The organism is Kitasatospora sp. NPDC092039 (assembly GCF_044756065.1).
Lineage (GTDB): Bacteria > Actinomycetota > Actinomycetes > Streptomycetales > Streptomycetaceae > Kitasatospora.
This window is the reverse complement of the sequence record NZ_JBIVSD010000011.1, coordinates 53975-79518: the sequence shown is the minus strand read 5'-3', so window position 1 is coordinate 79518 and position 25544 is coordinate 53975. Positions and strand designations below refer to the sequence as shown.

Here is a 25544-nt window from a genome sequence, read left to right as displayed (position 1 = left end):
TGCCGGTGCCACACGGCTGTCCGGTGAGGGAGTAGACCAGGCGGACCCTCGCATTCCGGCTGAGCGCATCCACACGGGAACAGCCAAGCGCGCCTGCACCGAAGACGCACCTCGGCGCATGGGCGCGGGCCTCGCTGCGCTCACCTGCGAACTCTCGTCTCCCCAGGAGGTTCACCATGCCGTTTCCACGCCTGGCCACCACACTCCGAAGATCGGCACTGGCCATGATGGCCGCCGGCGCGTTCCTCGGTCCGGTACTCGCCGGCCCGGGCGACCACGTGGCCGCAGCCACCGTCATTCCCCGCTACGACCACGTCGTGGTCGTCCCCTTCGAGAACCACGACTACGGCGACATTCTGGACACCGCGCCGTACTTCAAGTCGCTGGCCGCCCAGGGAGCTCTGTTCACCCAGTCCTTCGGCGTCACCCACCCCAGCCAGCCGAACTACATCAGCCTTTTCTCCGGCTCCCCGCAGGGCGTCACCGACGACAGCTGCCCCCACAGCTTCACCGGCGGCAATCTCGGTCAGCAGCTCATCGACGCAGGACACACGTTCAAGGCGTACTCCGAAGACCTGCCGAGCGCCGGATACACCGGCTGCAGCAGCGGCGACTACGCCCGTAAGCACGCGCCCTGGACGGACTTCCCCACCGTCCGTGACTCCTCCCACCACCTGCCGTTCTCCAGCTTCCCCACCGACTACACCAAACTCCCCACGGTCTCCTTCGTCGTACCGGACCTGTGCAGCGACATGCACAACTGCTCCGTCAGCACCGGCGACAGCTGGCTCAAGAGCAACCTCGACGGTTACGCGCAATGGGCCAAGACCCACAACAGCCTGCTCATCGTCACCTTCGACGAGGACTCCCGCACCAGCTCGGTCAACCAGATCTACACCGCGTTCGTCGGAGCACACGTCAAGACCGGCTACCAGTCGAACACCCAGATCAACCACTTCAACGTCCTGCGCACCATCGAGGACATGTACGGCCTGCCCGCCCTGGGCAACGCCGCCCGTAAGACCGCGGTCACCGATGTGTGGAGCGTCCCCGGCGGACCGGCACTCTTCTCCGACGACTTCGAGTCGGACAAGGGCTGGCGCGTGAACACCACCGGCACCGACACCGCGACCTCGGGTCTGTGGCAGCGGGGCAACCCGGAGGAGACCGTCTCCGATTCCAGCGGCGACATCAAGCAACTGGGTACGACCCACTCCGGAACCAACGCCCTGACCACCGGCCTCCTGGCGGGCGACTCGTATGCGTCCGACGACGTGGACGACGGCATCACGAGCGTGACCTCGCCTGCCATCACCCTGCCCACCGGTACCACTCCCCAGATGAGCTGGTGGTACAACTTCGCGTACAACAGCAAGTCGGGGCCGGACGACTATCTGCGCGTCGAGGTCGTCAGCGGCACTGCTTCCACCACCGTGTTCCAGCAGAACGGAACGGCTGACACCCGCCTCGCAGGGGCGTGGCGTGCGGCGAACGCCGACCTGTCGGCCTTCGCCGGCAAGACCGTCCGCCTACGCATCACCGCTGCGGACATGGGCGCCAGCAGCGTCGTGGAGGCACAGATCGACGACCTCACCGTCACCAGCAGCTGAGCCGGTCCGCGTGGCGGTCGATCCGGAGGTGGGCGGGGGCGGCGGCGATCGCGGCCGCCCCCGCCCACCAGATTCGGGTAGGCGCCGGCCGGGCCCGGTGTCGATTGCAGACGTCTCGTCCTGGGGCGCGCCCCGGATTCCGGCCAGGTATCGGGGCCGCCCTCTCATGCCCCGTCTCCGGCGGCCGGAATCAGCAGGCCGGTTTCGTAGGCGATCATGACCAGCTGCGCGCGGTCCCGGGCGGAGAGCTTGGCTAGGGTGCGGCTGACGTGAGTTTTCACTGTGAGGCGCGACAAGGTCAGCTCCGCGGCGATCTCGTCGTTGGACAGCCCCCGTCCCACCAGCACCAGCACCTCCCGCTCCCGGTCGGTGAGGGCGTCCAGACTCGGTGTAGGTCGGTCCGCGGGCCGTCGGCGGCCGGAAAAGTCCTCGATCAGACGCCGGGTGCGGCGCGGCAGCAGCAGACTGTCTCCGATGGCCACTGTTCTGACCGCGGCGAGCAGTTCGGCCGGGGCGGTGTCCTTCATGAGGAAGCCGCTCGCTCCGGCCTGCAAGGCGGCGAACACGTACTCGTCGTGCCCGAAGGTGGTCAGCACGACGACCTTCACCCCGGACAGCTTGGGGTCGGCGCAGATCGCCCGGGTGGCGGCGATCCCGTCCATGACCGGCATCCGGATGTCCATGAGCGCGACCTGCGGCAGGCGCGCCCCGATGAGTCCAAGCGCTTCGGCTCCGTCGGAGGCCTCGCCGACCACTTCCAGGTCCGGCTCGGAGTCGATCAGCACTCGAAAGCCGGCCCTGACGAGGGCCTGGTCGTCGACCAGCAGCACACGCACTGTCATGGAGCCTCCGTAGGGATCTGCGCCGCCACCCGGAATCCGCGGGGCCGGCGGCGCCACACCTCCAGGGTCCCGCCGACCGCTTCGACCCGCTCGCGCATGCCGCGCAGGCCGAGCCCCGACCCCTGTGGCCCCGCCGCTGCCGTACCCGCTCCATCGTCCTCGACGGACAAGCGCAGCCCGTGCTCCTCGTACTCGAGGCGGACCTCCACGTTCGCCCCGGCTCCTGCGTACTTCACCGCGTTAGTCAGGGCCTCCTGCACCAGCCGGTACACTGTGGTGCCCACCACATGCGGAATCTCTCTGACCGGGCCGTCCACGACGCGGCAGACCCGCAGGCCGCCGGCGCGGGCGCCGTCCACCAGGCCAGACACGTCGTCCAGGCCAGGCGCGGGCGCCACCGGCAGGTGCTGCGGGTCCGCAGTGCGCAAGAGTCCCAGGGTCGTGCGGATCTCCTCCATGGCAGAGCTGCTGGCCTGGCGGATCAGCTCCAGCGACTGCCGCACCTGCTGGGGCCGGATATCGATCACGTGCGCTGCCGTACCCGCCTGGACATTGATCACGGCGATGCTGTGGCCGATGACATCATGCAGTTCCTGAGCAATGCGCAGCCGCTCCTCGCTGACCCGGCGGTGCGCCTCGGCTTCGCGGGACTGCTCGGCCCGCAGCGCCCGCTCCTCGGCCTCGGCGACGAAACGTCGCTGGTTGGCCACGGCCACGCCGGCGGCCGAGGCCGCCACGAACCAGCCCAGCTGGTCGGCGGTGTTCAGATCGAAGGACTCGATGTTCCGTGCAAGGTCGACCGTGAAGTAGACCACACACACGGTGACGGCAGTACACACGGCCACGACCCGCACCGGGAGGCTCATGCCCACCCGGACGAGGGCCACCAGGACCATCAGCGCTGCGGGAAAGACCAGCGCGGTCAGCGCCATGGACGCCAACGCGCATGCGAGCGTCACGACCAGTACCGGCAGCGGCCAGCGAACCCTCAGGAGCAGGGCTGCACATCCCACGGCCCCGACACCGAGCTGCGCCCAGGTCTCCTCGTGATGTCCCGCCACCGCGGGCAGGACGGCCACCAGGGCGAACACGACCAACGGGATCAACCACGCTATCTGCCGTTCATGCACGTTATTCACCATATGCCGCACTGCGGGACAGTACGCGCCTCATCAGTGACGGGGGCCCCGTGCGGCCGGTTTGATCGTGTGAGTGTGTGCTTCCTTGGTGTTGGTGGGCTCTGGTATCAACTGTCGCGAGTTCGCCGAGGAGCCAGGGCGAGAGCAGCGGTCACCCGACCGTGGCGGACAAGGGGGCGCGCCGGAGGCGCGCGAACCCGCGGTCCCAGTGCTCGGCCCCGAGTCACCGGAAGCTACGCCGTCGGTCCCGGCCTCTCTGCCGCGACCGCACTCCCGGCGTGGCCCTGACGGCCCCCGACCACGTCATGGGGGCTTCGTCGCCGGGTCGCGCGCCCTGCCCCGCGGCCGCGACGAACTTACCCTCCAGAGCCCTCATCGAGTCCAGGTGCGCGCCGGTAGTGCGTCACCGGCACGCTGTCGTCGCCTGTGCCGACCCGTCAGCGGACCACCGTACCCGCGCGCGTCCGCGGGTACGGCGTCGGGCCGTCCAGTAGTGCGACACGTCCACTGCGGCACCGTCCCGCCGACTCGGTTCGCCGCGCGGACCGCTGGACGATTCCGGCGACTCATGGGGTCTTCCGGGAGGGCGTCTCCCGCCCGGATCGGCCTTCACCGACAGGGCGGGCCGGTACCTGATCGCTGCCACGTCGTTCCGCGCGGGTGGGTCGGCCGAGGGCGACTCCGGCCAGGACCAGGGCCAGTCCGCCGAGTTGCTGCATGCTCAGTGTTTCGGAGGCGATCGCCGTGCCCAGCAGCACGCCCGTGACGGGGTTGAGCAGTCCGAGCAATCCTACGGTCCCCGCCAGCAGGTGCCGGAGCCCGGTGAACCAGGCGGTGAAGGCCAGTGCCGTGGCGGCCAGCGCGACGTAGGCGAACGCGAAGCGCCGGTGCGGAGAGTGCCGGGGGCGGCCCCTCCGCGGCTGCCGCTGCCGGGAGCAGGAGCAAGCCGCCCGCGGTGAGCTGCCAGGCGGTCGAGGCGAGCACGTCGGCGCCGTCGCTCCACCGTCTGGCCAGGACGAGGCCGAAGGATGACGCGAGCATGGCGGCGGCCGAGGCGGCCACACCGCCCGCGCTGACCTCTTCCGCACCGGTGAGCAGCATGAGGCACACCCCGGCGAGCCCGACTCCGGCACCGGCCAGGTGGGGGAGATCTTGTGCCTGGGATGGTGACGGGCGTCCGGATCACCTCTGAGAAGGCTCGGGACAGCACCATGTTCCCCACTGCGGGTACCGCCAACGGATGATCACAACGAGAACCATGTTTGCAGCACCAGTAGTCGGCCAAGCGGTAGCCTGCGTGGACCTAGGCCGCAACCTCCGCTCTGGTCCAGGTGTGCCTGGTCGTCCGCGGAGAAGAGGGGTGCGGCTTTCGTGGCGCGTCATTGGCACGGCTTGCAGGATCTGCCCGGAGGCGAGACAGACTCGTTGCGCACCGAACGCCCCGCCCCCGGCGACGGCACGCCGCGCCCCGCCCTTCTGGCGGGCCTGGACACGCTGCTCGGGCCGAGCAGCCTGTTCCGGCTGTGAGCCGGGACCCGGCCGAGGGACGTGGTGGGGACATGAGAGCGGACGACGAGCTGTTCGGTCAGCTGGCCGCCGACGACGGGCTCGACCAGTGCCGGGAGTGGGCGGAGCACCTGACGGCAGGGGCGGAACAGGGGCTCGGCGCCGTGCCGCGGCGCGAAGAGGTGGTGCGGCGGCTCGCTGAGACGCTGCTCCGCTTTCCCCGGCGGCCGGGCGCGCTCGGCCGCCGTTGCTGACAGCGTCGTTGGAGGAGGTCGAGGCGGCGGCCGGCGGCGACGACGTGGCCGGGCAGGTGGGGCGTGTCCTGGCCTGCCACCGCGCCGACATGCCTCCGGGAGCGACACCGGTGGTGGACGCGCGCCGCCCCGCGCTCGCGCGGATGCTGCGGAAGCGGAGCGACGGCGGGGTGCCGACGGCGTTGGCCGGCAGTACCGTGCTGAACGGCCGGGTCTCCCCGTGGGTCACGGCGGTGGTGGTCGACCGCGGCCCGTCGGCGGCCCCGATCGTCCACCTCTCCCTCTTCCCGACCTACGACGACGTGCCGTACGGCGGCGGAGGGAAGGACGGGTGGGACGACGCGGTCGTCTCGTTCCCCTTGACCGCCGCCGGCCCCGGCGTCGCCGACGGCCTGCAGGAAGGCGTCGCCTACGGCCACCTGCTGGTCGCGCTGCCGGGACTGGACGGCGTCCCCGCGGAGGTCCCGCTCGGCCGCCTGCTGTACAAGCACCTGGTCGACGACATCGTCGGCGTCGTCTTGCCCCGGCACTGCGCGGTGCTCCTGGAGCGGGGAGCCCGCCGTCCCGACCGGTCGTGGCAGCCCCTGCTCGCCAGAACATCCCGCCGAAGCGGTTGCCGTAGTCCGCCCGGTGGTGGCAGACCTCCAGCGTCAGAGCGCCGGCGCCGTCGTGGCCGATATGACTTGTGGCGAAGTTCCAGGTCACGGAAGCACCTAGCGATCGAGGGCGGTTTGGGAGGCGGGATTCACGCTCCGCCCACGGGCGCAGGCTCGAGCACCCGGTGGGCACCTGCGGCGTGCCGGGCCGAGAGCGGGCGCAGATCCCGTGGCACCGGATCTGCGCCTGGTGCCGGGCGGTCAGGCCCGGTGCTGCGTGATCCGGTGGAGCGATGGCTTCATGCCTGTCCCTATCCCGGGGTGGCGCCGCTGAGCGGGACCTGGGCGGCCTCTTTCCAGCGGTAGTACGCGGCCTGCAGGTCCTGGGTCTGCGCCACCAGGCAGTGCAGCCTGAAACCGAGGGCCTCCCACCGGCCGGGGCGGGGTGGGCGCGATCGCCAGCCGCGGGCTTGTCGGCTTCCAGGGAAAAGCCCCGCCGCGAACCCGAGATCACCGGCCGAGACCGCCTGTGCTATCAGATTCTGACCATAGATATGCAAAAGCAGGGATCCCTTCACTCGATCAGGGGGTGGTGCTGTTCGATTCTATGGGTGAATGATTCAACTCGCCCCGCCTGCGAAATTCCGTGCAGAATTTCGCAGATGCTCAACCAGGGCACTTCTCTGAAAGTGTGAAGATCTGAGAAGCGAGCTGGGCGTTAATCGGACAGTGGAGGTGGCTGATCGTGTTCGACTACTTCAACGGCATGCCGGCGGACGTGGTCCAGGCCGCTGGGGCCTGGCAGAAGGCGCAGGCCAGTGAGGGGGTGCAAGCCTGCCTGGAGATGAGGAAACTGGATGACGGCCAGGTGGCCCTGCGCAACAGCCGCTTCCCGGCTGGGCCGGCCCTGATCCTCACGGCGCGGGAGATCGGGGCGCTTCTGTTCGGAGTCAAAAACGGCGAATTCGACCACATGGCGGTTGAGCCGTAGATCAAACGCCTGACCTTAGCGGCCCGGCGTGACTCTGGCGCCCCTCTTGTGTGAAGCTTGGCCCGACCATTCGGGTGATTCGAGCTATACCCAAGGGGGGACCAGAGTTATGGAAGATCGCGTAGTCCCATTTGAGCGGCCGAAGGCCGACCCGCCCGGCTCCTGGGGCGTTCCCGCGCTACTGCTGGGCGCGGAGATGCAGATCGAACGCGAACGCGCCGCCCTGACGCAGCGCCAGGTGCTGGCGAAGGCCAAGATCAAGGTGTCCGCGTCGGTCTACAGCCGGATCGAGAACGGCGAGATGCGGATCGACAAGCCCGCCGTCGTCGAGGTTCTGCTGGACGCCCTGGGGGTTCGGCCCGGGCCGCGGCGACAGCAGCTCCTCCAGCTTGCCCACGATGCCTCGATAGAGGGGTGGGCCAGCTCCGTCCGCACCCGCGCCCGCGCGGCGTACCGCGACGCCGTGCCGGACTCCATGCTGCGTCTCACCAGCCTGGAGGAATGGGCCGAGCGGCAGCTCGTCATCGACACCAACGTGATCTCGGGGGCGCTCCAGACCCCGCGGTACTGCGAGGTGGTCACGCGCAGGACGCTCCTGGCCAGCCAGCGGAAGCTGGCCGACCGGGCCATCGAGGTCCGAGGGATGCGAGCCGAGAAGTTCGAGGCCAGGCTGCCGAGGTCCACCTTCTTTATCCAGCGCGGCGCCCTTTACGCCGACTTCGGTGAGCCCGGCATGATGGTCGAGCAGCTACTGGCGCTACTGCGGCACGTGGACGATCGAAGGTCGCCGGTCGCCATCCGGGTGATCGCACTGGAGGACCCCCTCGCCCTCCAGGTGTCTACGCTGATCCGCCTCAGCTTCGCGAAGGGCTCGTTCGCCGCGCCGGACGTCATCTACATCTCGGCGGGCGGGCGGGCCGAGTTCCACCGGGGCCCGATCGCCGGCGAGGAGGTCGACAGCGACTACCTGGACTACCAGGACCTCGGCGACAACGTCATCAAGCAGGCCCCGGGGCTGGCGCGAAGCCGTGAGCTGATCGTCGAGGCACTGGAGTGGCACCGCGCCCGCCTCTGACGCGCCGGAGCGGACACCGGCACCTGCACCCCCCGCTGGAGATTGTGCATGCGGGGGGCGCCGGCGTCCCCGGACTCAGCCGACCGTGGCCAGCCCCCCGTACTCGATCCATTCCCGAGTGGCCTGACGCCGGACCAGCTCGGTGTCCGGTCGCCAGTCGGTGACGTCGAGCAGGCCTACTTCCTCCTCGAGGTGCAGGCGGGGGATGGTGAAAAACTCATCCACTTCGGCCTGTGTCCGCACGCGGCCCCAGCGATTGCCGGTCTGCTCCCGCATCAGCTCAGTGACCTGTTCGCGAATCCACTCGTGAGGACTCACAAGCTGGCAGATCACCACGACGCTGCCGGGGGCGAGCAGTCGTACGGTGTCCTCGATCATCCTGCGCGGATTGCCCTGATCGTCGTCGGGGATGCAATGCAGCACGGACACGAACAGGGCGGCCACCGGCTCCTTGAAGTCGATGATCTGTGCCGCGCCGGCCGCGATGGTCGCGGTCTCCCGCATGTCGGACGGCAGGATGAGGACGTTCGGGTTCTCCTCCAGGAACGCGCGCCCGTAGCCGAGGACCAGCGGGTCGTTGTCGACGTAGACCACCTTGCAGTCCGGGTCGACGGCCTGGGCGACCTGGTGCACGTTGTTCTGGGTCGGAAGACCGGAGCCGTGATCGATGAACTGCTTGACGCCGTAGTGCCTGGCGATGTGCCGTACCACCCGTACGAGGAAGGCCCTGTTGTTGACCGCGAGTTCCCGCGTGCTGGGCGCGGTCTGCAGCAACTGGTCGCAGGCTTCCCGGTCGGACGGATAGTTGTAGTGCCCGCCCAGGAGATAGTCGTACATCCGTGCCGCACTCGGCGTGTTCGTGTCAATATGATCTTGCGAGTCGTCCCTTAATTCGCTCATGCTGTCCCCTGCGTTCACCGAAGTCCCTTGCCATCAAGCCATTCTGATCATTGATCGTTCTAGGCCTGCCCCTTTGTGGCTGAAACAACCCCGCTGGGTGAACCTGTGGCGAGACATGGCGAAGCCGTAGCGCACCGGCGCTCGTGGAGGCGTGCGGGTGCGCCACGGTGGAAGCGGCGTTCGAGGGGTGAGGTGTCAGGCGGCTCCGTCCTGGCTGTGATCGAGGCCGGCCAGCATCCTGTGGGCCGCCTTGAGCTGCACGTGCAACTCCGGTTCGCCCAGGCCCATCAGGGCCGCCGCCGCTTTGGGTTCCATGCCGAGCCGCTCGTGGAGGAGCGCGGCGTCGGCGGGCCGGTCAGGCAGGGCGCGGTGCAAGCCGTCGGTGCGGGAGTCGCGGACCCTTGCGCGGGCGGCGGTGACCGCGTCGCGCAGCGCCCGCCAGGTGAAGGCGACCGGATTGTCGCGGAGCATCAGTGCGCTCCAGCTCAGTTCGGCCATGCGCAGGACCTGTGCGACGACCAGCGCGGCCAGGGCGCTGTCGCCCAGGCGCGCCCGGGCGTACATCTCGTAACCGCGGTGGTGGAGTTGGACGAACGCCGCGTAACCGACCGGGCCTATCGCGGGCCTGCGCGAACTGGGCATTGTGCCTCCCATTGGCGTCGGGCCGCAGGTTGCGGAGGACGGCAAGGTGATGGAGGGGCGCACGAGGCGCACAGCGGGGGGCTGAGTGCGAGAGGTGGGGGCGTGCGTTCAGCTGCGTCCCACAAGTAGTGGCCCGGGCGGCGGGCGCCCGGGCCGGGAGCGGTTCGTTCAGAGGCGGCGGGCCCAGAACCACTCGACGCCGCTCGACCTACACGTCCTCAGCAGGCCGAGGATCAGTGCGACGCGCTCCCACGCGATCGGGTCGTCGGCGTACATCGCCCAGGCGAGCGCGAAAACAGCCAGCAAGGCGTCGAGTTGAACTCGTCCACGGGTGGCGCGCAGGCCACGAAATCCCGTGAAGGTGTCGTTGCCCCTGCTAGCGTGGGAAATCACCTGGGGCAGGTTCGCCTGTCCCAGGGAGGGTCGGTCATACATGGATGTGCCTCATTCTCTGATCGGCCTGCCCGCCTCACTCGGTGTGCTACCACCGGGTGGGGCAACCCCGTGACGGGGAAGGGCCGTTGAGCAGAACCGTACAGCGCGCCGGGTCCTGCATATGCCCCTCGGGGGCCTGCGCAATCCCTCGGTCGCAACCGGTCAGATGTCGGTCAACTTTGCGCTGGCGAGCGCCGAATGCGGCACCATTTGCGCGCGATCGCGCTCCGGTGGCTCGCCGTGAAAGAAGTTCGAGGCGAGTTCGTTGCCTGGGCCGATCTCACTGTTCAGCGAGTGCTAGCGCTGTGCATTTGCCGGAGCCCGGTTACACCTGGGCCGCGGTCTTCTGCTTGAGGCGTTCGTAGGGCGTCTGGCCGCCGAGAGCGCCGTGGGGGCGGTGGAAGTTGTAGTAGTCCTCCCATTCTCGGAGTTTGTCGTTCAGGACTCCGGTGTCGTCGATGACGACACCGGCGAGCATGCGGTAGAACTCCTCGGCGTCGATGCGGTGTGAGCGTTCGACCTTGCCGTTGAGGTGCGGGGATGCCGGCTTGATGTAGGTGTGGGCGATGCCCTTGTCGAGCACGTGCCAGTGGAAGGCGGACTGGAACTCCGCGCCGTTGTCGGTCTGGATGGCCTCGACGCGGAACGGCAGCCGTTCCAGGACGTAGTCCAGGAACTGGACAGCGGTCTTCTGGTCGCACCGCGGGTAGATCCGCAGGACGCGCAGTCGGGTGCAGTCGTCGATCGCGGTGAACTGGTAGTACTTACGACCTGGTGCGTGATTGCGGTGGCGATGTGACCGGCAGGCCTGCGGGCGGCATGATCTGACGGTGTGACGATCATGGTGAACCGTGCGGTGCTCGGGCATCGGGTGCTGACGAGTCTCTCGCGGCGGCACCTGGCGGATCTGGTTGTCGAGCTCGCCTCTCCCTGGCAGGCCGTGGTCGAGGGCCGGCGTCACACCGCCCGTGGCGGTGCGCGTCGCCGGGCCGCGGGAGCAGGGGCCCGGCACCAGCTGGTCTTCGCCGACCGCGTGGCTGCCACACTGATCCATCTACGGCACGACCTGCCCCATGCGGTCCTTGGTCTGCTTCTTGGGGTCGACCGTTCCACGATCAGCCGGGCGATTGCCGAGGTGAGGGGCCTGCTGGCAGCCCGCGGCTTCGCAGCGCCGGACCGCCCGGGTGTGCGGCTTCGCACCCTGGCGGACGTCTTTGCCTACGCGCAGGCCGAAGGCGTGGTACTGCGGCTGGACGCCACCGAGGTCCAGGTCCGCCGGCCTGCCTCCCACCGGGGCGGTAGGCGAGCCTTCGTCTCCGGCAAGAAGAAGCAGAACACCATGAAGGCCACCATCGTGGCGGACGAACGGGGCCGGACCCTATGGGCCGGCAACCTCCGCCCAGGACGGATGCACGACACCACCGCAATACGGGGCGAGGGCATCGACGACCTCTTCCACCAGTTCCCGAAGGTCGAAGTTCTCTTGGACGACGGCTACTTGGGACTGCGTCGCGACCACCCCGGCAAGGCGATCACCCCACCGAGGAAGCCGAACAAGATCTCCCCACCCGAAGTCCACGAAGCCCGCGAACGGGCCCGCCACGAGCACTCGTCCCGGCGCATTCCCGTCGAACACGCCCTCGCCGACCACAAGCGATGGAAGGGTCTGGCCCGCTGGACCCACCGCCGCGACAGCCTCCCGGCCACCTACCTCGCTGTCGCCGGCCTCGTCTCCGACCGCACTGCCACCAGCTGACCACACGCCGTCGACCGGCCGGTCACATCGCCACCGCAATCACGCACCAGGTCGTTACTGATCGTTTCAGAATGATCGCGAGAGCCGCCGCAGGCAGATGATTGAGCAGGCGAGTTCGAGGAGTCCCTGGTGGAGGTCGGCGCGTCGCTCGTAGCGGATGCGGAGGCGCTTGAACTGGTGGAGCCAGGCGAACGCGCGCTCTACGACCCAGCGCACTTTGCCGAGTCCGGAGCCGTGGGCGATGCCGCGTCGGGCGATCATCGGCTTGATGCCGCGCTTCCACAGCTGGCGGCGGTACTTGTCGAAGTCGTAGCCCCGCGGTCGGCGTACAGGCGCCGGGGCCGGTGGCGGGGCCGCCCTCGCAGGCCCCGGATCGGTGGGACCGCGTCCAGCAGCGGTAGGAGTTGGGTGACGTCGTGCCGGTTGCCGCCGGTGAGTGTGACGGCCAGCGGGGTGCCGTGGCGATCGACGATCAGGTGGTGCTTGGAGCCGGGCCGGGCACGATCGACGGGCGAGGGGCCGACGTGATCCCCCCTTTGAGGGCCCGGACGTGCGAGCCGTCCACCGCGCAGTCGTCCAGGTCCAGCAGGTCTGCTCGGCGCAATTCGGTCAACAACGCGGCCTGCAGACGGGGCCAAAGACCCGCCTCGGTCCAGTCTCGCAGCCGTCGCCAGACCGTCACCCCCGAGCAACCCACGACCGAAGCCGGTACGTCTCGCCAAGCCACGCCCTTGCGCAGGACGTAGACGATGCCAGCGAGCGCGACACGGTCCGGCACTGGAAGCCGCCCGGGGTGGCGATGCCGCCGCACGGGCCGCGCCGGCATCAGTGGGGCTATTCGATCCCAGAGCTCGTCGGGGACAAGGTTCGCGATCACGACGCTGAAGCTTGCCGGAGAATCCAGTTGAGCACTTCGGCAGGCCGGAGATGCTCCCCTGTATGACCCACACCAGGACCGAAACCGCTGACCAGGGCTGGGACGGCCCCTGGTACCGCGTCCGAACGGATCACTTCGAGGCGTCGTTCCTGCCCAGCGCGGGCGAGCCTCTGGACAGCGTCTGCAACATCGACGTCGAGGTCCGGCTCACAGCGGACGGCTCACGCTGGAGCGCGACCGTGTTCACCGTTGCAGAGGTCGAACGCCTCATGGAGAGGTGGTCCCGAACTGGCGAGGCACTGGCTGGCCGCTACTTCTGGTGCTCCGACGGCCTCATCGTCCGGGATCCCGGCATCGACAACATGACGCAGGTACTGGCCGGCTTGCTCGACGACGGCGACTTCACCCGGATTCTCCAGCGGCTCCAAGACGAATGACCGCCCGACGCCCATTCTGAAACGACCAGTTAGTCCAGCGCCCGCAGGGCCAACCGTGCCAGCAGTCGCCGGTAGGCCTCCTGCGCGCGGCCTCCTTGGCCGGCAGCGGGACCACCTCCCCGCGCTGGGCGACGAACCGATACCCGGATACGCCCGGCACCACATCCAGCGCGGGGTGCGCCACCTCGACGAGCAACTGCCCGGCCTCCGGCAGGTACCCGACCGCCGCGGATTTTAGTCGAAGCCATCCATGTAGAAGTAGTTCTGACGATCTATCACTCAAATGAGTGATGGTTGTCGGTGGGGGCTGCTTCGATGCGAGCTGTCCGCGAGGTTCTGCCCAAGGAGGGTTTTCATGGAAGCGTTGTACGAGCGGCTGGCCGAGGCGGCGAGCGGGCTGTCGGCGGACGGTGCGATCCGGATCGTGGCCCAGTACGAGCCGGTGGCCGGCGTGGGGGCGCCGGTGGCGCCGCCGACAGTGAAACTCAAGGAGACCGACGGCCCGGGCCAGTTGTTCGAGGACCGGTGGGTCGGCGGGCAGCGCACGAAGGTGGTGCTGCTGGACCAGCGACAGTCGCAGGCTAACCGTTGTGAGACGGCCCTGTTGGAGGCCGTAGATCTGGGGGATGCGGTGGTCCCGCACCTGGCGCTGCACGTGACCGCGGAAGGCCGGGAGCTTCGGATGACGAACCTGGACGCGCCGCACCGTTCCCGCGACGCCTACTTCCGGGACGCGTTGGACGAGGCCGGTGTGAAGTTCGACGAGACGGACACGGGTCGGGCGCTGCGTGACGCGGGAACGGGGGACGTGCGGGCATTCCTGGAGTCGGCGCCGTCGGACCTGGTGTTCGGCCTCTGGGACTCACACCGCAAGCGCCGCGTGCAGCTGAAGGTGCCGCGCACCTACACCTCCGAGATGGTGGGCCTGGACCCGCTGTCCGGGAAGCGGGCGGCAGGGCGCTTCGACAGTTGGAACTTCCCCGGCGACAACGTGGAGCTGACCGCCGACGGCTGGAGGCCGGTCGACGGCACGGGCAAGAAGGGCAGCAAGGGGAAGACGCTCAAGGCGTCGGCGGTCGGGCACGGCATGATCCCGCCAGTCGAGGGCATGGGCGGGGTGACAGTCCGGGCGATCGAGCGGAACGCGACGCTGGCCATGGCGGGCCTGCGGGCTCTGCGCTTCGGTGACGCCTCGAAGGAGTACGTGCGGGCAGCAAGGGCCCTGCTGGCGGCGCTGGCGCTGCTGGGGGACCGGCTGGCGTTCGCGGCGCCGGCGGTGCGGCTGCGGTCGGGGTGCGACCTGCTGCTGGTGTCGGAGCGGATCGAGTGGGTCGGCCGCGGGCGCGAGGGCGTGGCGGTGACGGAGTCGTTGGAGTTGGACACGGCGGCGCAGGCGCTGCAGCTGTTCGAGTTCGCGCGCTCGCGCGCCGAGGAGGCGGGCCTGGTGTGGTCGAAGGATCCGGTGCGGCTGCGGCCGAACGCGCAGGTGCAGCAGGCGATCGAGCGCTCCTTCCGTCTGGAGGGCATCGGCGAGGCGGAAGGCGAGTAGAGCGTCATGCCATTCCACATCTCGGTGGAGCTGCTGGAGCCGCTCTACCAGGCGACCGGCATGGACGGCGAGCGCGCGGAGTGGCCGCCCCACCCGGCCCGCCTGTTCTGCGCGCTGGTCGCGCATGCCGACCTCGAAGACGCCGCGCACCGGATGGCGCTGACTTGGCTGGAGGCGCAGGAGCCGCCGGTGGTCACGGTGCCGGCCAGGCCGCTGGAGGCGGAGAGCCCGCGCGCGGCGTGGGTGGTGACCAACATCGTGGACCCGAAGAAGGTGACCCATGGCCTGCTGCCGGGACGCACCGCTGGCGGTGTGCCGCGAGCATGGGCACAGAAGACGCTGTCCGGTACGCGGATGGTGTTCAGCTGGGCTGCGGAGCCGGGGGAGGAGCTCGCCCCGGTGCTGAAGGAACTAGCCCGCCGGGTGCCGTACTTCGGGCGCTCGACGGGGGCCGGGCTGCTGGATGCCTGGTGCGGCCCTGACGAGCCCGGTGACGAGCACGGGGGGCGGCAGCACTGGAGGCCTGCCACCGACGCGGAGTACCCGAAGGGCTCGCGGCCGATCCGGATCCCCTACCGCGGCTATCTGGCGTGGCTGGAGGAGGCGTTCGAGGAGCAGCGGCCAGCCTGGAGTCAGTCGGTCACCCACCACTACCTTGACCCCGACCACACCGACCGGGACGAGCCGGCGGTGGCGGAGGGGCCGTTCGGTGACCTGCTGACGTTCTCGTTCGCCCCAGGCGTGGCGCTGGACCCGCGATGGACGCTGGAGCTGACCGGCCAGCTGCGGAGCATGGTGCTGGGCACGCTGGAGGCGATGGGCCACGACGTCGAGGCGATGACCACGGTCCACGGCCACAAGAACAGCCCGGACGACCCAAGGCCGGTCGCCTACCTCGCGCTGCCGTTCGCCGGACACCATCACGCCGACGGGCTGCTCCGCGGACTCGGCATCGCCATGCCCCGCGAAATGCCCAGGCAAGACCGCAAGGCTCTCCTCGCTGCCCTCCTTCGCCACGACGGCGGCTTGCGCTGGATCCGGTTCGCGGACGGGGACCCACTGGACCTCGTACGGGTCAGTCCCGCCGACCACGACCAGTGGCCGCAGACCGTCCAGCCAGGCACGTGGCAGGAGCCATCGACGGTGTGGACCACGGTGCTGCCGATGGTCCTCGACCGCTTCCCCAAGAAATACGAGGAAACCGCATGGGCGGACTCGGTCGCGGCAAGTTGCGTCGCGGCCGGGCTGCCAGAACCCGCGCATGTGCAGGTGAGCCCCCGCGGCGCGCTCGTGCCCGGGGTCCGGGGCGTGGACGGGTTCCCGGTGCGCCGCAAGGACGGAGAGCGACCGCTGCCGAGTTGCCACGTGCGCCTGACCTTCCCGATCCCGGTGACGGGGCCGGTGGTGCTGGGCAGCAAGAAGAACTTCGGCCTGGGCCTGTGCCGCCCGGATCCGCACTTTCAGGAGGACGACCAGTGACGGGCACCGAGCGGCTGCCGGTGATCGAGACGGCCGAGTTCCCCGCCTTCTTCCGGGAGGTCCACCATCACACCCACTGCCCCGACGGGGCCGTGACCGCGACCTGCGACCGGTGCGAGGGCTGGGCGCCGTTCCCGTGGCAGAGCGCCTACCTGGACGCCGTGGCGGGCGGCGCGGACTGGCCCGACCTCGACGTCCCCACCGCCCTGGGGAAGACGACGTTCATCGATATCTGGCTCTTCCTCCTCGCCTGGGAGCACGCCCGCGGACCGGGGTGGGAGCACCGGACGGTGCCGCTGCGGCTGTTCTTCTGCGTCGACCGGCGCCTGGTGGTCGACCAGGCTCACCAGCACTCCATCGAGCTGGCCGCAGCTCTCGCCGAGGCGCCACCCGGTTCGGTGCGGGCGAAGGTCGCCGCCGCGCTGCGTGACCTCGGCGGTGGCGAGTCGCCGCTGGAGGTGGTGCGGATGCGCGGCGGCGCCCGCTGGGAGTCGAACTGGGTGCGCAGCCCGGCCCAGCCGCTGGTGGTGACCTCGACCGTGGACCAGTACGGCAGCCGCCTGCTGTTCCGCGGCTACCACACCTCCCCCCAGCGCGCCCCGATCGACGCCGCCCTGACCGGGCACGACGCCCTGCTCGCCCTGGACGAGGCGCACCTTTCGAAGGCCCTGCTCGCGACCGCCGCCGACACTGCGCTCTACCAGCAGACAGCGGGGCGCGGGGAACTGGCGGCCCGGGCGCTTCGGGCGGTGAGCCTGTCAGCGACCAGCGCCACCAGCGGCCGGCCCCGCCTGGGCATCGGTGACGCCGACCACGCTCACCCGATCGCCGGGCGGCGGATCGCGGCCGAGCGCCACGTGACGCTGCTTGACGCCGGCGCCTGGTCGAAGAAGCCCGCGGAGGCGTTCGCCCTGGCTGCCGAGACTGGCTTGGACGCCGTCCTGCCCGTCCTGCGGCTGCCCGCGGTCGCGGTGATCGCCAACACCATCACCCATGCCCGCGCCGCCCACGAAGTGCTGGCCCGGCGCTCGGACGTGGACGTGCTGCTGCTGACCGGCCGGTGCCGGCCCGCGGAGCGCGACCTGCTCGTCACCGGACCGCTGGCCGAACTCCTCGACGGTGTCAGCCGGGACCGTGAACGCCCCCTCGTCGTGATCAGTACCCAGACCCTCGAAGTGGGGATCGACTGTACCTTCGGGGCGATGGTCAGCGAATGCGGCGACTGGGCCTCCGCCTTGCAGCGTCTCGGGCGCCTCGACCGCCGCGGCGAACTCGGCCCCGTGCCCGCGGTCCTCGTCCGCACCCACAACCCCGAGGACCCGGACCGCATCCCCGTCTACGGCCCGGCCGCAGCCCACACCTGGCAGTGGCTCACCGGGAAGGCCTCCACCCACGACAGCCAGGAGCCCGCCGAGCTGACCCCCCACCTCCTGGACGGCCTGGTCCTCAACCCCGCCGCTCTGCCCGGCCTGTTGGACGGCACCGACACCGCGCCGCTCACCCGCGCTGGCGAACACATCCCCCCGGTCCATGAGGTGCGGCTGGGCGCCTTCGCCCGCACCAGCCCCATCCCCGTCCCCGACGAATCCCCCGCCCCCTTCCTCCACGGCCTCGACACCGGCGAGCCCGAAGTCCAACTCCTGTGGCGCGCCGACCTGCCTACCGACACCACCGACCCCGAGACCCTCGCCGAACACATCCACACCACCCCCGTCCACACCGCCGAAACCCTCGCCCTGCCCCTCGCCGCGGTACGCCGCTTCCTCACCCAACCCCGCGCAACCCCCGACACCAGCGACCTCGAAGGCCCCGACGCCGACACCACCCCCGAACCTCGCAACCCACCCACCCGCCTGCGCACCACCGTCCTCCAACGCGAGACCGACGGCACCTGGACCACCCCACGCCTCATCCAAGACCTGAAGCCCGGCGCCACCCTCATCCTTCCCACCACCGCCGGCGGCCACGACGCCTACGGCTGGACCGCCGACCCCGACACCCCCGTCCCCGACCTCGGCGACCACCCCACCGACAACACCCGCACCCCAATGCGCCTCGACCCGGCCGTCCTGGCCAGCACCACCGGCACAGCCCCCGAGCAGTTCACCCCGATCATCAAACAGGCCCACACCGACCTCACCGCAGACCCCGACGACCCGGACACCCCGAGCACCACTGACGCGGTCCACGCCGCGATCACCCGGCTCCTCAACGCCCTGCCCACCAACACCCCGGCAGACGGCCCCTCCCGACATACCCCCCTGCTGCGCCAGCGCCTGGAGACCCTGCTGGAGGTCGCCGAGTGGCGCACCGGACGGGCGGCCGCGGCCGGGGTGGTGCTGATTGACCACGGTGGTCCGGGCAGGATCGCCCTCCTCCCGCCCCGGCTCGCCGACGCCGGCCGCTACCGGATCGCCGTGGACGACGAGGACCCAGACAGCAGCAGCCTCACCCGCACCGTCACTCTCAAGTACCACCATGAGGCCGTCGGCGAACGCGCCCGCGACTACGCCCGGGCCATCGGACTGCCCGACGACCTGGTCGAAGCCGTCGTACTGGCGGCCAGGGCCCACGACTGCGGAAAGCACCACCCACGGTTCCAGTGCATGCTCTGCTCCGGTGACCGCCTGCTCGCCGAATCCCTGCCCGAACCCCTCGCCAAGTCCCGTATGGACCCCGCCGACCGTACGGCCCGCCGACGCGCCGCCCGCCTGGCCAACTGGTCCAAGCACCTGCGCCACGAAGCCCTCAGCGCCGCCGCCGTCCACACCTGGCTCGCCACCGACCCCCCCACCGCCCGAGGACTCGACCACGACCTCATCACCCACCTCGTCGCCGCCCACCACGGCTACGCCCGCCCGATGCTGCCCGCGTTCGCCGACCCCGAGCCGGTCCTCGTCGAGTGCACGATGCCCGACAACACCACCGTCGCCGTCTCCAGCACCGTGATCGGCACCGACTGGATGGGCCCACGCCGCTTTCGCGCCCTCAACCGGCGCTACGGCTTCTGGGGCCTGGCCCTCCTCGAGACGGTCCTGCGTCTCGCCGACATCGCCTGCTCCGAAGAAGGCAGCTGACCATGCACCAGCTCGAACTCCCCGCCCTGCGCGCCGACGACCCGCTCGGCTTCCTCGCCGCCCTCGGCATCCTCGAACTCACCACCGCCACCCTGCCCACCGAGCCGTGCCTCCACTGGAAGGGTCCGGCCGGCGCAGCCGTCCTCGCCACCGACCAGCCCCTCACCCTCGACACCCTCACCGGGCTCCTCACCAGCCACCTCCCACCCAAGCCCGCCAAGACGGCCCGCGGAACCGGGGAGCCCGCAGACAGCGCCGAGACGGAGGACGAGGAGGACAAGGACGCCGAAGCGGCCGGCGCGCAGGGTGAAGTCTGGGACTCCTTCTCGCACGTCCCCGGACTCCTGACCCGACCACGCGAAGACGCCACCGCCCCGAACGAAGCCCTGCGCATGCGCGTCGACATCGCGCACCAGACGCTGCGCGAACTCGCCCGGTCCGAACGCGAGACGGGCGACCGCCAAGCCCGCTGGTTCGCCTCCCTGACCAACGTCATGTGCTTCGAAGACACCAAACCCAAGACCGGCAAGAACGACCCGGGACCCACGGAAGAGCCGGGGCCCGCCACGGTGCGGCGCACCCCCGTCACCCCGCTGATCGCCGCCGCCGGCCAGATGACCATCACCGGCCTGATGCAGAAAGCCGTCCTCGGCTGCCACAAGGACCCGAGGCAGATCCGCTCGGCCCTGGACGGCTGGCGCCGCATCTCCGACTACGCCTCCGCGAACTTCGACCACCGCTCCCTCGGCGACGCCCACACCAACTCCGAAGGCAAGGCCTACCAACGCGGAGCCCCCGGCCCCACCTGGCTCGCCCTCCACGCCCTCGCCACCTTCCGCCTCACCGCCACCGGCCGCACCCAAGCCGTCACCAGCTGGGACACCACCGACAGCCGCGGCGCCCTACGCTGGCCCGCCTGGACACCCCCACTCACCACCACCGACGTGACCGTCCTCCTCGAACACCCCGCCGTCCGCGCGACCGAACCCAGTAACACCCGCAATGCCAGAATGCTGACAAACCTCGGCATCACCGCCCTCTACACCGCACCCCGAACCGGCCTCAAACAATCCAACGGCCCCCTCGCCGCCAGCCGCCACCTCTGGCCCTGAACCCCACCCCCGGCCACCCCTTCAACACCCGATTCTTGACAACTCCACAGCGCCAACACCGAGAAAGTCGCCCCAGTCGGACACGACTTCGGAACCACAAGCACACACGAGAACACCCCGTTGCACCGAAGGGAGAAGTCCGAATCACCCCAAATGGCACCCACGTATGCGCGGCAGCCAACCCGCCGGACCACCAGACCAGCAGCTCAACCGCCGTCGCTCCGCATCGTCCCGGTGCGGCACCATCGCAGCTTCTGTTCCAAGGCCTCCGCCGCGCCCTTGGCCACGAGTCGCTCCGCATCGTCCCGGTGCGGCACCATCGCAGCAGGCCCGGAGTCTCGTGCCCGTGGGTCGCCACCCATCGCGCCTCCGCACCTCTTCGGTGCGGCTCCATCGCAGCAACGCCGAGACGCACACCACCACCTGCCGCGCCTGGCACTTCCGCGCCACTTCGATGCTGCCCCATCGCAGCCACGTCTTGGAGCCGCTGACCTAGGGCTGGGTCGCCCCCCGCACCTGACTGGCGCGGTACCATCGCAGCGTGTAGCTCAGCATCTTGGAGCGCTCGACCAGGACGTCGCTCCGCACCATCCTGGTGCGGCACCATCGCAGCTGCCAAAGGATGTCCGCGCCGGTCCGGCCCCACCGGTGTCGCGCCGCACCATCTTGCTGCGGCACCATCGCAGGGACGTCGGCCTGCCCCGGCCGCTCGCGGTCATCTCGTCGCTCCGCACCGTCCAGGTGCAGCACCATCACAGCTAGACTCCGAAGCCGACACCGCCCACGCCGACCAGGGCCGCTCCGCACCACCCCGGAGCGGCACCATCGCAGCTCTACAGCGGGGTCTTCGCCCCCGCCGACGATGAAGGTCGCTCCGCATCATCCTGGTGCGGCACCATCGCAGCCTCAGCCTCGCGATCTCCCTCACCGTCATCCGGCTGGTCGCTCCGCACCCCGATGCGGCACCATCGCAGCGGGATCACCAGGGCTTCCTGCCAGCCGGGCCCAGCCGTCGCTCCGCACCACCCTGGTGCGGCACCATCGCAGCGCCTGGCTTTCACCCGCGGTAGTGGTGAGCTTGACGTCGCTCCGCTCCATTCTGGTGCGTCACCATCGCAGGAATGCGGTCGCTCGATTCTGGAATGCCACGGTCGGCGGCGCTCCGCACCGACTCGGTGCGGCACCATCGCAGCCCCGAGGGCACGATCAGCGCGGACCCGGCGCTCGGCGTCGCTCCGCACCACCCCGGTGTGGCGCAATCGCAGTCTGACGATGTCAGCCGTGCGGCCAAGCTCAAGGCCGTCGCTCCGCATTATCCTGGTGCGGCACCATCGCAGCTTGCTGGTGCCAAACTTGATGATGTTGCCGAACGGGGCGCTCCGCACCCTTCCGGTACGGCACCATCGTGGGGGCAGGGTCGCCTTGATTGGGGAGTAGCCGCCGGACGTTCCTCCGCACCTCTTTGGTGCGGCGCCATCGCGGCACGGCCATGCTCGCCGCCATGTACTGGCAGGTATACGGTCCCTCCGCATCACCCCGGTGGGGCACCATCGCAGCGTTCTTTGGGGCAGCAAGGGCCCCATCGGCGGCGAACTGCTCCGCACCATCCCGGTGCGGCACCATCGCAGCCTCGACTGAAAGGACGGCTCGCTGGACCTGCCCGTGGCCTCTGCGCCATTCTGGTGCGGCACCATCGCAGCACGCGGTCGAGGAACTGCTCAACTTGGCCTGGGCTGGTCTCTCCGCACCGTCCCGGTGCGCACCATCGCAGCACGGTGTCCGTGAACCCAAGATCCGACGGGACGACGGTCCCTCCGCACCACCTCGGTGCGGCATCAGCCACACCACGCGCCGGACCCGTCGTTCCAGTCGCTCCGCACCGCTCTTGTGCGGCACCATCGCAGCATCAGCTGGAACACGTCCGGGAACAGGCGTCGGATGGGTTGCTCCGCACCATCCCGGTGCGGCACCATCACAGCTAGACCCCGAAGCCGACACCGCCCACGCCGACCAGTGTCGGTCCGGACCATCCCGGTGCGGCTCCATCGCAGCGCCGAACCCGGCCTGGAGAGGATCGAGCGGAACGAGTCACTCCGTACCATCCCTTTGCGCTCCATCGCAGTCTGCTCCCCCCTGGACGTCTACGCCGCGCTGCGCCGCGTCACTCCGCACCATCCCTTTGCGGCACCATCGCAGCCGGGCCGAGCGGTACGGGGACCTGTGGGCATGGCTGTCACTCCGCACCACCCTGGTGCGGCACCATCGCAGCAACACTCCCTCGGGGACGGCCGGTTAAGCCCGCAGGCCCCGCTGCACCGAGCTGGTGATCAAGGCCGCTTCACTCCTCAGCATCGTGCCGTGGCACCATCGCAGCGGCAATCCCGCTCTGTCCGCGATGACCGCCCTCGCGCGTCGCTCTGCACCATCGCAGCTCCTGCTCTCCGGTCCTCGGCCACTTCCTCGCGGTCGTCGCTCCGCACCACCCCGGTGAGGCACCATCGCAGCTCCATCAGGAGGAAGTCCACGATCTCCCGCCTGATGGTCACTCCGCACCTTCCCGGTGCGGCACCATCGCAGCCTGGCCTACTGCGTCCTCTCCCTGAGGCAGCACCTCGTCGCTCCGCACCCTCCCAGCGCGGCACCATCACAGTTACGTCCACGCTGCCGACCGCCGCGCCCGCTGCACCGGTCCCTCCGCGCTATCCTGGCATTGCACCATCGCAGCCCCAGCCCGACCAGCTGGCCGAAACTCCACTCGCCGTCGCTCCGCAACCACCTCAGTGCGGCATCATCAGAGCAACGCCGCAGCCGCCTGGCCTGACGTGCTCGGCTCCGGTCCCTCCGCACCACCTCGGTGCGGCACCATCGCAGTCCCTTGAGATCGGTGGCGTTGGGCTGCGTCCACGCATGTCGCTCCGCGCCACCCCGGTGCGGCACCATCGCCGCGCGTACTTCAGGACGACCAACATCGACGCGAAGGCGGAGCCTCCGCGCCTCGTTGGTGCGGCACCATCGCAGCATCGGGCCCGGCCGCACCGACCGGCTGAACCCGTGTCGCTCCGCACCATCCTGGTGCGGCACCATCGCAGCATCGTGGCCTCGGCGAACCGTTTGCCCTGCTCCGTCGTCTCTCCGCACCAACCCGATGCGGCACCATCGCAACACCCTCCCGCAGCGCGACACCGTCCGCGCAGCGATGTCGCTCCGCATCGTCCCGGTGCGGCACCATCGCAGCGTGTCGATCACACCGATCCGGCCGTCGGACCCAGCGGTTGCTCCGCACCACCCCAGTGCGGCGCCATCGCAGCGATGTGACGGTGATCGACGCGTCCCGCTCGATCTCCATCGCTCCGCACCATTCGGGTGTGGCACCATCACAGCGCCGCTGCACAGGCAACGAACGTCCCGGTGCACGCCCGTTGCTCCGCTCCGTCCCGGTGCGGCACCATCGCAGCCAGATGACTCGCGTGCGCACGGGCGCCGGCGAGGCGTCGCTCCGTACCATCCCAGTGCGCCACCATCGCAGCATCTGCCACGGCGCTGAGGGCAGCTGGCCCTGGCGTGGTTCCGCATCATCATCCTGGTGCGGCACCATCGCAGCTCGTCTGCGGCCTGCCGAGTGATGGGCACCCAGCGATCGCTCCGCATCATCGTGGTGCGGCACCATCGCAGCGACACGCCGTAGGCCGTACGCCAGCACGAGGATGTCCCTCCGCACCACCTTGGTGCAGTACCATCGCAGCCGAGTTCAGGGTGACGGCTCGGTAGTCAGCTCCGGCAGTCGCTCCGCACTATCCCGGTACGGCACAGGCACAACCTGGTCTGCATCGGCTCCCAAGCCCCGGTGTTCACCGTCACTCCACACCTTCCTGGTGCGGCACCATCGAAGGAACCTCACCTCGACTGGTACCCCGCCGATCTACGAGTCGTTCCACACCACCCCTGTGCGGCACCATCGCAGGACGGCTCGTTGGATCGGCGTCTCAGCGCCACGGGCCCGGTCGCTCCGAACCATTCCAGTGCAGCACCATTGCAGCGAGTTCGACCTGTATGGGTATCCCGAGTTCCACTCCTCTGTATGCGGTAGCCCACCGAGCGTGACCGAGGGGCGCAGCGGAAGGGGTGTCGTTGGGGACTTGTCGGGGACCACGCGTCGTTCACCATCGCCTCTGAGTTGTCTCTCGGTGAACGAACAGCGCGGGCTGTCTACCGTCTGACGTGCAGCTGTGGCTATCGCCGGGCGACTGGGGGTCAAGTGGCCGGATGGGTCGCTCGACACGATTCCCCCTACTCGGCGAGGGTTGTACGCCCGCCAGGAGCCCTGGCCATCGAACCGGTCCCGTTGGTGTGGCCCGCAGCGAGGGCCGGTTGGCTGCTCGTCGGCCAGGGCTCCTGCTGTGTCTCAGACCTCGCCGAGGGGGACATTCGGGTCCGCCAGACGGTCGGCGTCCACCACGCGCTTGGAGACGATCAGTTCGCGGATCGGGTCGGTGACGTCCCAGACGTTCATGTTCATACCGGCGAGGACCCGGCCGTCCTTGAGCCAGAACGCGATGAACTCGTTGGCCTTCACGTCCCCCCGGAACACGACCCTGTCGTAGCCGTCGGGCTCGACGTAACCGAGGTACTCCATGCTCAGTTTGTCCCGCGACGCCACCGGCTCGTTAGGATGCCTAGGTGTCCACTCGGCATCAGTCCAGGACTGCGGCAAGTAGAGCGTCCGGTCGTCAGGGTCCGACCCAGCTTCCCGGAATGCGCGAGGAAGACTCCGACTCGGCGGGTTCTCGGTGCGGCCGTCGGTGCCGGAGTACTGCCGCTGGCTCCGGCGGAGGTGGTGCCGTTCTTCACGAAGCCGGTTTCGTCGATGATCAGTATGCTGTCGTCGGCGCCGAGATGTTCGCCGAATCCCAGTCCGGCCGCAGGATTATGTTCGACGAGGGTGTGGTTGTCCGACGGCTGTCGCCGCCTCGCCCCACCTCGCGTGGGCTGGGTCGGCGTTGCCGGGCGGCCCGATCCGATGGACAGCCAGAAACGTTCCGCTGACTGTCGGGGCACCTCTCCTCCTGGGCCCGACGCGCCCACGCTGGCGCCGAGCGTGCAGATCCGGTCCCCGGGTGATCAGTCACTGGATCAATGGTGACAGCTCGGACCACAAAGGAGTTGATCAACGGCTGATCGAAGGCAGCACCGAGATCTCGCAGTTGATCCTCGCCCGGCACGCCCTCGACCGGCTCTGAGCCGCCCGCCGCCCCGCACGGGCGCGACCA

At 69.6% G+C, this 25544-nt stretch carries 18 protein-coding genes and 4 pseudogenes; 11 read left to right on the top strand and 11 right to left on the bottom strand.

Annotated elements, in window-relative coordinates; all coding sequences use genetic code 11:
* Positions 1 to 224 precede the first annotated feature (224 nt).
* The gene (locus tag ACIQI7_RS22020) at positions 225 to 1610 is read left to right on the top strand and encodes an alkaline phosphatase family protein (RefSeq protein ID WP_401112576.1); all 1386 of its coding nucleotides are present in this window, start codon (positions 225 to 227) and stop codon (positions 1608 to 1610) included.
* Positions 1611 to 1774: 164 nt separating this feature from the next.
* On the opposite strand, the gene ACIQI7_RS22015 is transcribed toward ACIQI7_RS22020, so the two are convergent.
* From ACIQI7_RS22015 to ACIQI7_RS22005, 3 genes and pseudogenes are all read right to left on the bottom strand, one after another.
* On the bottom strand, positions 1775 to 2452 hold the full coding sequence (locus tag ACIQI7_RS22015) for a response regulator (RefSeq protein WP_401112574.1): 678 nt from the start codon (positions 2450 to 2452) through the stop codon (positions 1775 to 1777).
* Positions 2449 to 3582: a sensor histidine kinase gene (locus ACIQI7_RS22010; RefSeq protein ID WP_401112572.1), complete on the bottom strand. Its 1134-nt coding sequence runs from the start codon at positions 3580 to 3582 to the stop codon at positions 2449 to 2451. Before ACIQI7_RS22010 ends, ACIQI7_RS22015 begins: the two co-directional genes overlap by 4 nt.
* A 575-nt stretch (positions 3583 to 4157) precedes the next feature.
* Positions 4158 to 4734 (bottom strand): annotated as a pseudogene (locus ACIQI7_RS22005) (EamA family transporter); the annotation flags it as partial.
* Between the two features lie 416 nt (positions 4735 to 5150).
* Here ACIQI7_RS22005 and ACIQI7_RS22000 point away from each other — a divergent pair.
* The 3 genes from ACIQI7_RS22000 (at position 5151) to ACIQI7_RS21990 (ending at position 8013) form a co-directional block, all read left to right on the top strand.
* On the top strand, positions 5151 to 5351 hold the full coding sequence (locus ACIQI7_RS22000) for a hypothetical protein (protein WP_401112570.1): 201 nt from the start codon (positions 5151 to 5153) through the stop codon (positions 5349 to 5351).
* Between the two features lie 1341 nt (positions 5352 to 6692).
* Positions 6693 to 6938 (top strand): DUF397 domain-containing protein, encoded by a 246-nt coding sequence (locus tag ACIQI7_RS21995; RefSeq protein WP_401112568.1) that lies wholly within the window; start codon positions 6693 to 6695, stop codon positions 6936 to 6938.
* A gap of 109 nt (positions 6939 to 7047) precedes the next feature.
* Positions 7048 to 8013: a Scr1 family TA system antitoxin-like transcriptional regulator gene (locus ACIQI7_RS21990; RefSeq protein ID WP_401112566.1), complete on the top strand. Its 966-nt coding sequence runs from the start codon at positions 7048 to 7050 to the stop codon at positions 8011 to 8013.
* A 75-nt stretch (positions 8014 to 8088) separates the two neighbouring features.
* Here the strand turns inward: ACIQI7_RS21990 and ACIQI7_RS21985 are convergent, their stop codons facing one another.
* From ACIQI7_RS21985 to ACIQI7_RS21970, 4 genes are all read right to left on the bottom strand, one after another.
* Entirely contained in the window at positions 8089 to 8913 is an 825-nt protein-coding gene (locus tag ACIQI7_RS21985) for an SAM-dependent methyltransferase (RefSeq protein WP_401112907.1), read from the bottom strand.
* 195 nt (positions 8914 to 9108) lie between these two features.
* Positions 9109 to 9555, bottom strand: a complete 447-nt coding sequence (locus tag ACIQI7_RS21980; RefSeq protein WP_401112564.1) for a hypothetical protein — start codon at positions 9553 to 9555, stop codon at positions 9109 to 9111.
* A gap of 168 nt (positions 9556 to 9723) precedes the next feature.
* Entirely contained in the window at positions 9724 to 9861 is a 138-nt protein-coding gene (locus tag ACIQI7_RS21975) for a hypothetical protein (RefSeq protein ID WP_401112562.1), read from the bottom strand.
* A 454-nt stretch (positions 9862 to 10315) separates the two neighbouring features.
* Positions 10316 to 10858 (bottom strand): integrase core domain-containing protein, encoded by a 543-nt coding sequence (locus ACIQI7_RS21970; protein WP_401112560.1) that lies wholly within the window; start codon positions 10856 to 10858, stop codon positions 10316 to 10318.
* Here ACIQI7_RS21970 and ACIQI7_RS21965 point away from each other — a divergent pair.
* Complete coding sequence (locus ACIQI7_RS21965; RefSeq protein ID WP_401112905.1) at positions 10832 to 11746, top strand: transposase family protein; 915 nt, start codon at positions 10832 to 10834, stop codon at positions 11744 to 11746. The genes ACIQI7_RS21970 and ACIQI7_RS21965 overlap by 27 nt on opposite strands.
* 66 nt (positions 11747 to 11812) lie before the next feature.
* On the opposite strand, the pseudogene ACIQI7_RS21960 reads toward ACIQI7_RS21965, so the two are convergent.
* Together ACIQI7_RS21960 and ACIQI7_RS21955 are read right to left on the bottom strand one after the other, a co-directional pair.
* Positions 11813 to 12195: pseudogene (locus ACIQI7_RS21960) on the bottom strand (transposase).
* A gap of 23 nt (positions 12196 to 12218) precedes the next feature.
* Positions 12219 to 12623, bottom strand: coding sequence for a transposase (locus ACIQI7_RS21955; protein WP_401112558.1), 405 nt, complete (start codon positions 12621 to 12623; stop codon positions 12219 to 12221).
* A gap of 62 nt (positions 12624 to 12685) precedes the next feature.
* Here ACIQI7_RS21955 and ACIQI7_RS21950 point away from each other — a divergent pair, with 62 nt between their 5' ends.
* From ACIQI7_RS21950 to ACIQI7_RS21930, 5 genes are all read left to right on the top strand, one after another.
* Complete coding sequence (locus ACIQI7_RS21950) at positions 12686 to 13060, top strand: hypothetical protein (RefSeq protein WP_401112556.1); 375 nt, start codon at positions 12686 to 12688, stop codon at positions 13058 to 13060.
* Positions 13061 to 13415: 355 nt separating this feature from the next.
* Positions 13416 to 14609 carry a type I-U CRISPR-associated RAMP protein Csb1/Cas7u gene (gene cas7u, locus ACIQI7_RS21945; RefSeq protein WP_401112554.1) on the top strand — a complete coding sequence of 398 codons (1194 nt, stop codon included), beginning with the start codon at positions 13416 to 13418 and terminating at the stop codon, positions 14607 to 14609.
* 6 nt (positions 14610 to 14615) lie between these two features.
* A complete protein-coding gene (gene csb2, locus ACIQI7_RS21940) occupies positions 14616 to 16088 on the top strand; it encodes a type I-U CRISPR-associated protein Csb2 (RefSeq protein ID WP_401112552.1) in 1473 nt (490 codons plus the stop codon).
* Positions 16085 to 19165, top strand: coding sequence for a type I-U CRISPR-associated helicase/endonuclease Cas3 (gene cas3u / locus ACIQI7_RS21935; protein ID WP_401112551.1), 3081 nt, complete (start codon positions 16085 to 16087; stop codon positions 19163 to 19165). Before csb2 ends, cas3u begins: the two co-directional genes overlap by 4 nt.
* Positions 19166 to 19167: 2 nt before the next feature.
* Positions 19168 to 20277, top strand: coding sequence for a hypothetical protein (locus tag ACIQI7_RS21930; RefSeq protein ID WP_401112549.1), 1110 nt, complete (start codon positions 19168 to 19170; stop codon positions 20275 to 20277).
* Between the two features lie 4402 nt (positions 20278 to 24679).
* On the opposite strand, the pseudogene ACIQI7_RS21925 reads toward ACIQI7_RS21930, so the two are convergent.
* Positions 24680 to 24916, bottom strand: a pseudogene (locus ACIQI7_RS21925) (oxidoreductase C-terminal domain-containing protein); the annotation flags it as partial.
* A 51-nt stretch (positions 24917 to 24967) separates the two neighbouring features.
* Positions 24968 to 25164, bottom strand: a pseudogene (locus ACIQI7_RS21920) (transposase); the annotation flags it as partial.
* A 227-nt stretch (positions 25165 to 25391) separates the two neighbouring features.
* On the opposite strand from ACIQI7_RS21920, the gene ACIQI7_RS21915 reads away from it, so the two are divergent.
* Positions 25392 to 25514, top strand: coding sequence for a hypothetical protein (locus ACIQI7_RS21915; protein ID WP_401112548.1), 123 nt, complete (start codon positions 25392 to 25394; stop codon positions 25512 to 25514).
* Positions 25515 to 25544 lie beyond the last annotated feature (30 nt).

What these genes read in the sequence shown, in the direction of transcription:
- ACIQI7_RS22020 (WP_401112576.1), top strand. Translation starts at nt 225, where the DNA reads ATGATGGCCGCCGGCGCGTTCCTCGGTCCGGTACTCGCCGGCCCGGGC.
- ACIQI7_RS22015 (WP_401112574.1), bottom strand. Translation starts at nt 2,452, where the DNA reads ATGACAGTGCGTGTGCTGCTGGTCGACGACCAGGCCCTCGTCAGGGCC.
- ACIQI7_RS21965 (WP_401112905.1), top strand. Translation starts at nt 10,832, where the DNA reads ATGGTGAACCGTGCGGTGCTCGGGCATCGGGTGCTGACGAGTCTCTCG.
- ACIQI7_RS21985 (WP_401112907.1), bottom strand. Translation starts at nt 8,913, where the DNA reads ATGAGCGAATTAAGGGACGACTCGCAAGATCATATTGACACGAACACG.
- cas7u (WP_401112554.1), top strand. Translation starts at nt 13,416, where the DNA reads ATGGAAGCGTTGTACGAGCGGCTGGCCGAGGCGGCGAGCGGGCTGTCG.
- ACIQI7_RS22000 (WP_401112570.1), top strand. Translation starts at nt 5,151, where the DNA reads ATGAGAGCGGACGACGAGCTGTTCGGTCAGCTGGCCGCCGACGACGGG.
- ACIQI7_RS21930 (WP_401112549.1), top strand. Translation starts at nt 19,168, where the DNA reads ATGCACCAGCTCGAACTCCCCGCCCTGCGCGCCGACGACCCGCTCGGC.
- csb2 (WP_401112552.1), top strand. Translation starts at nt 14,616, where the DNA reads ATGCCATTCCACATCTCGGTGGAGCTGCTGGAGCCGCTCTACCAGGCG.
- ACIQI7_RS21980 (WP_401112564.1), bottom strand. Translation starts at nt 9,555, where the DNA reads ATGCCCAGTTCGCGCAGGCCCGCGATAGGCCCGGTCGGTTACGCGGCG.
- ACIQI7_RS21990 (WP_401112566.1), top strand. Translation starts at nt 7,048, where the DNA reads ATGGAAGATCGCGTAGTCCCATTTGAGCGGCCGAAGGCCGACCCGCCC.
- ACIQI7_RS21950 (WP_401112556.1), top strand. Translation starts at nt 12,686, where the DNA reads ATGACCCACACCAGGACCGAAACCGCTGACCAGGGCTGGGACGGCCCC.
- ACIQI7_RS21970 (WP_401112560.1), bottom strand. Translation starts at nt 10,858, where the DNA reads ATGCCCGAGCACCGCACGGTTCACCATGATCGTCACACCGTCAGATCA.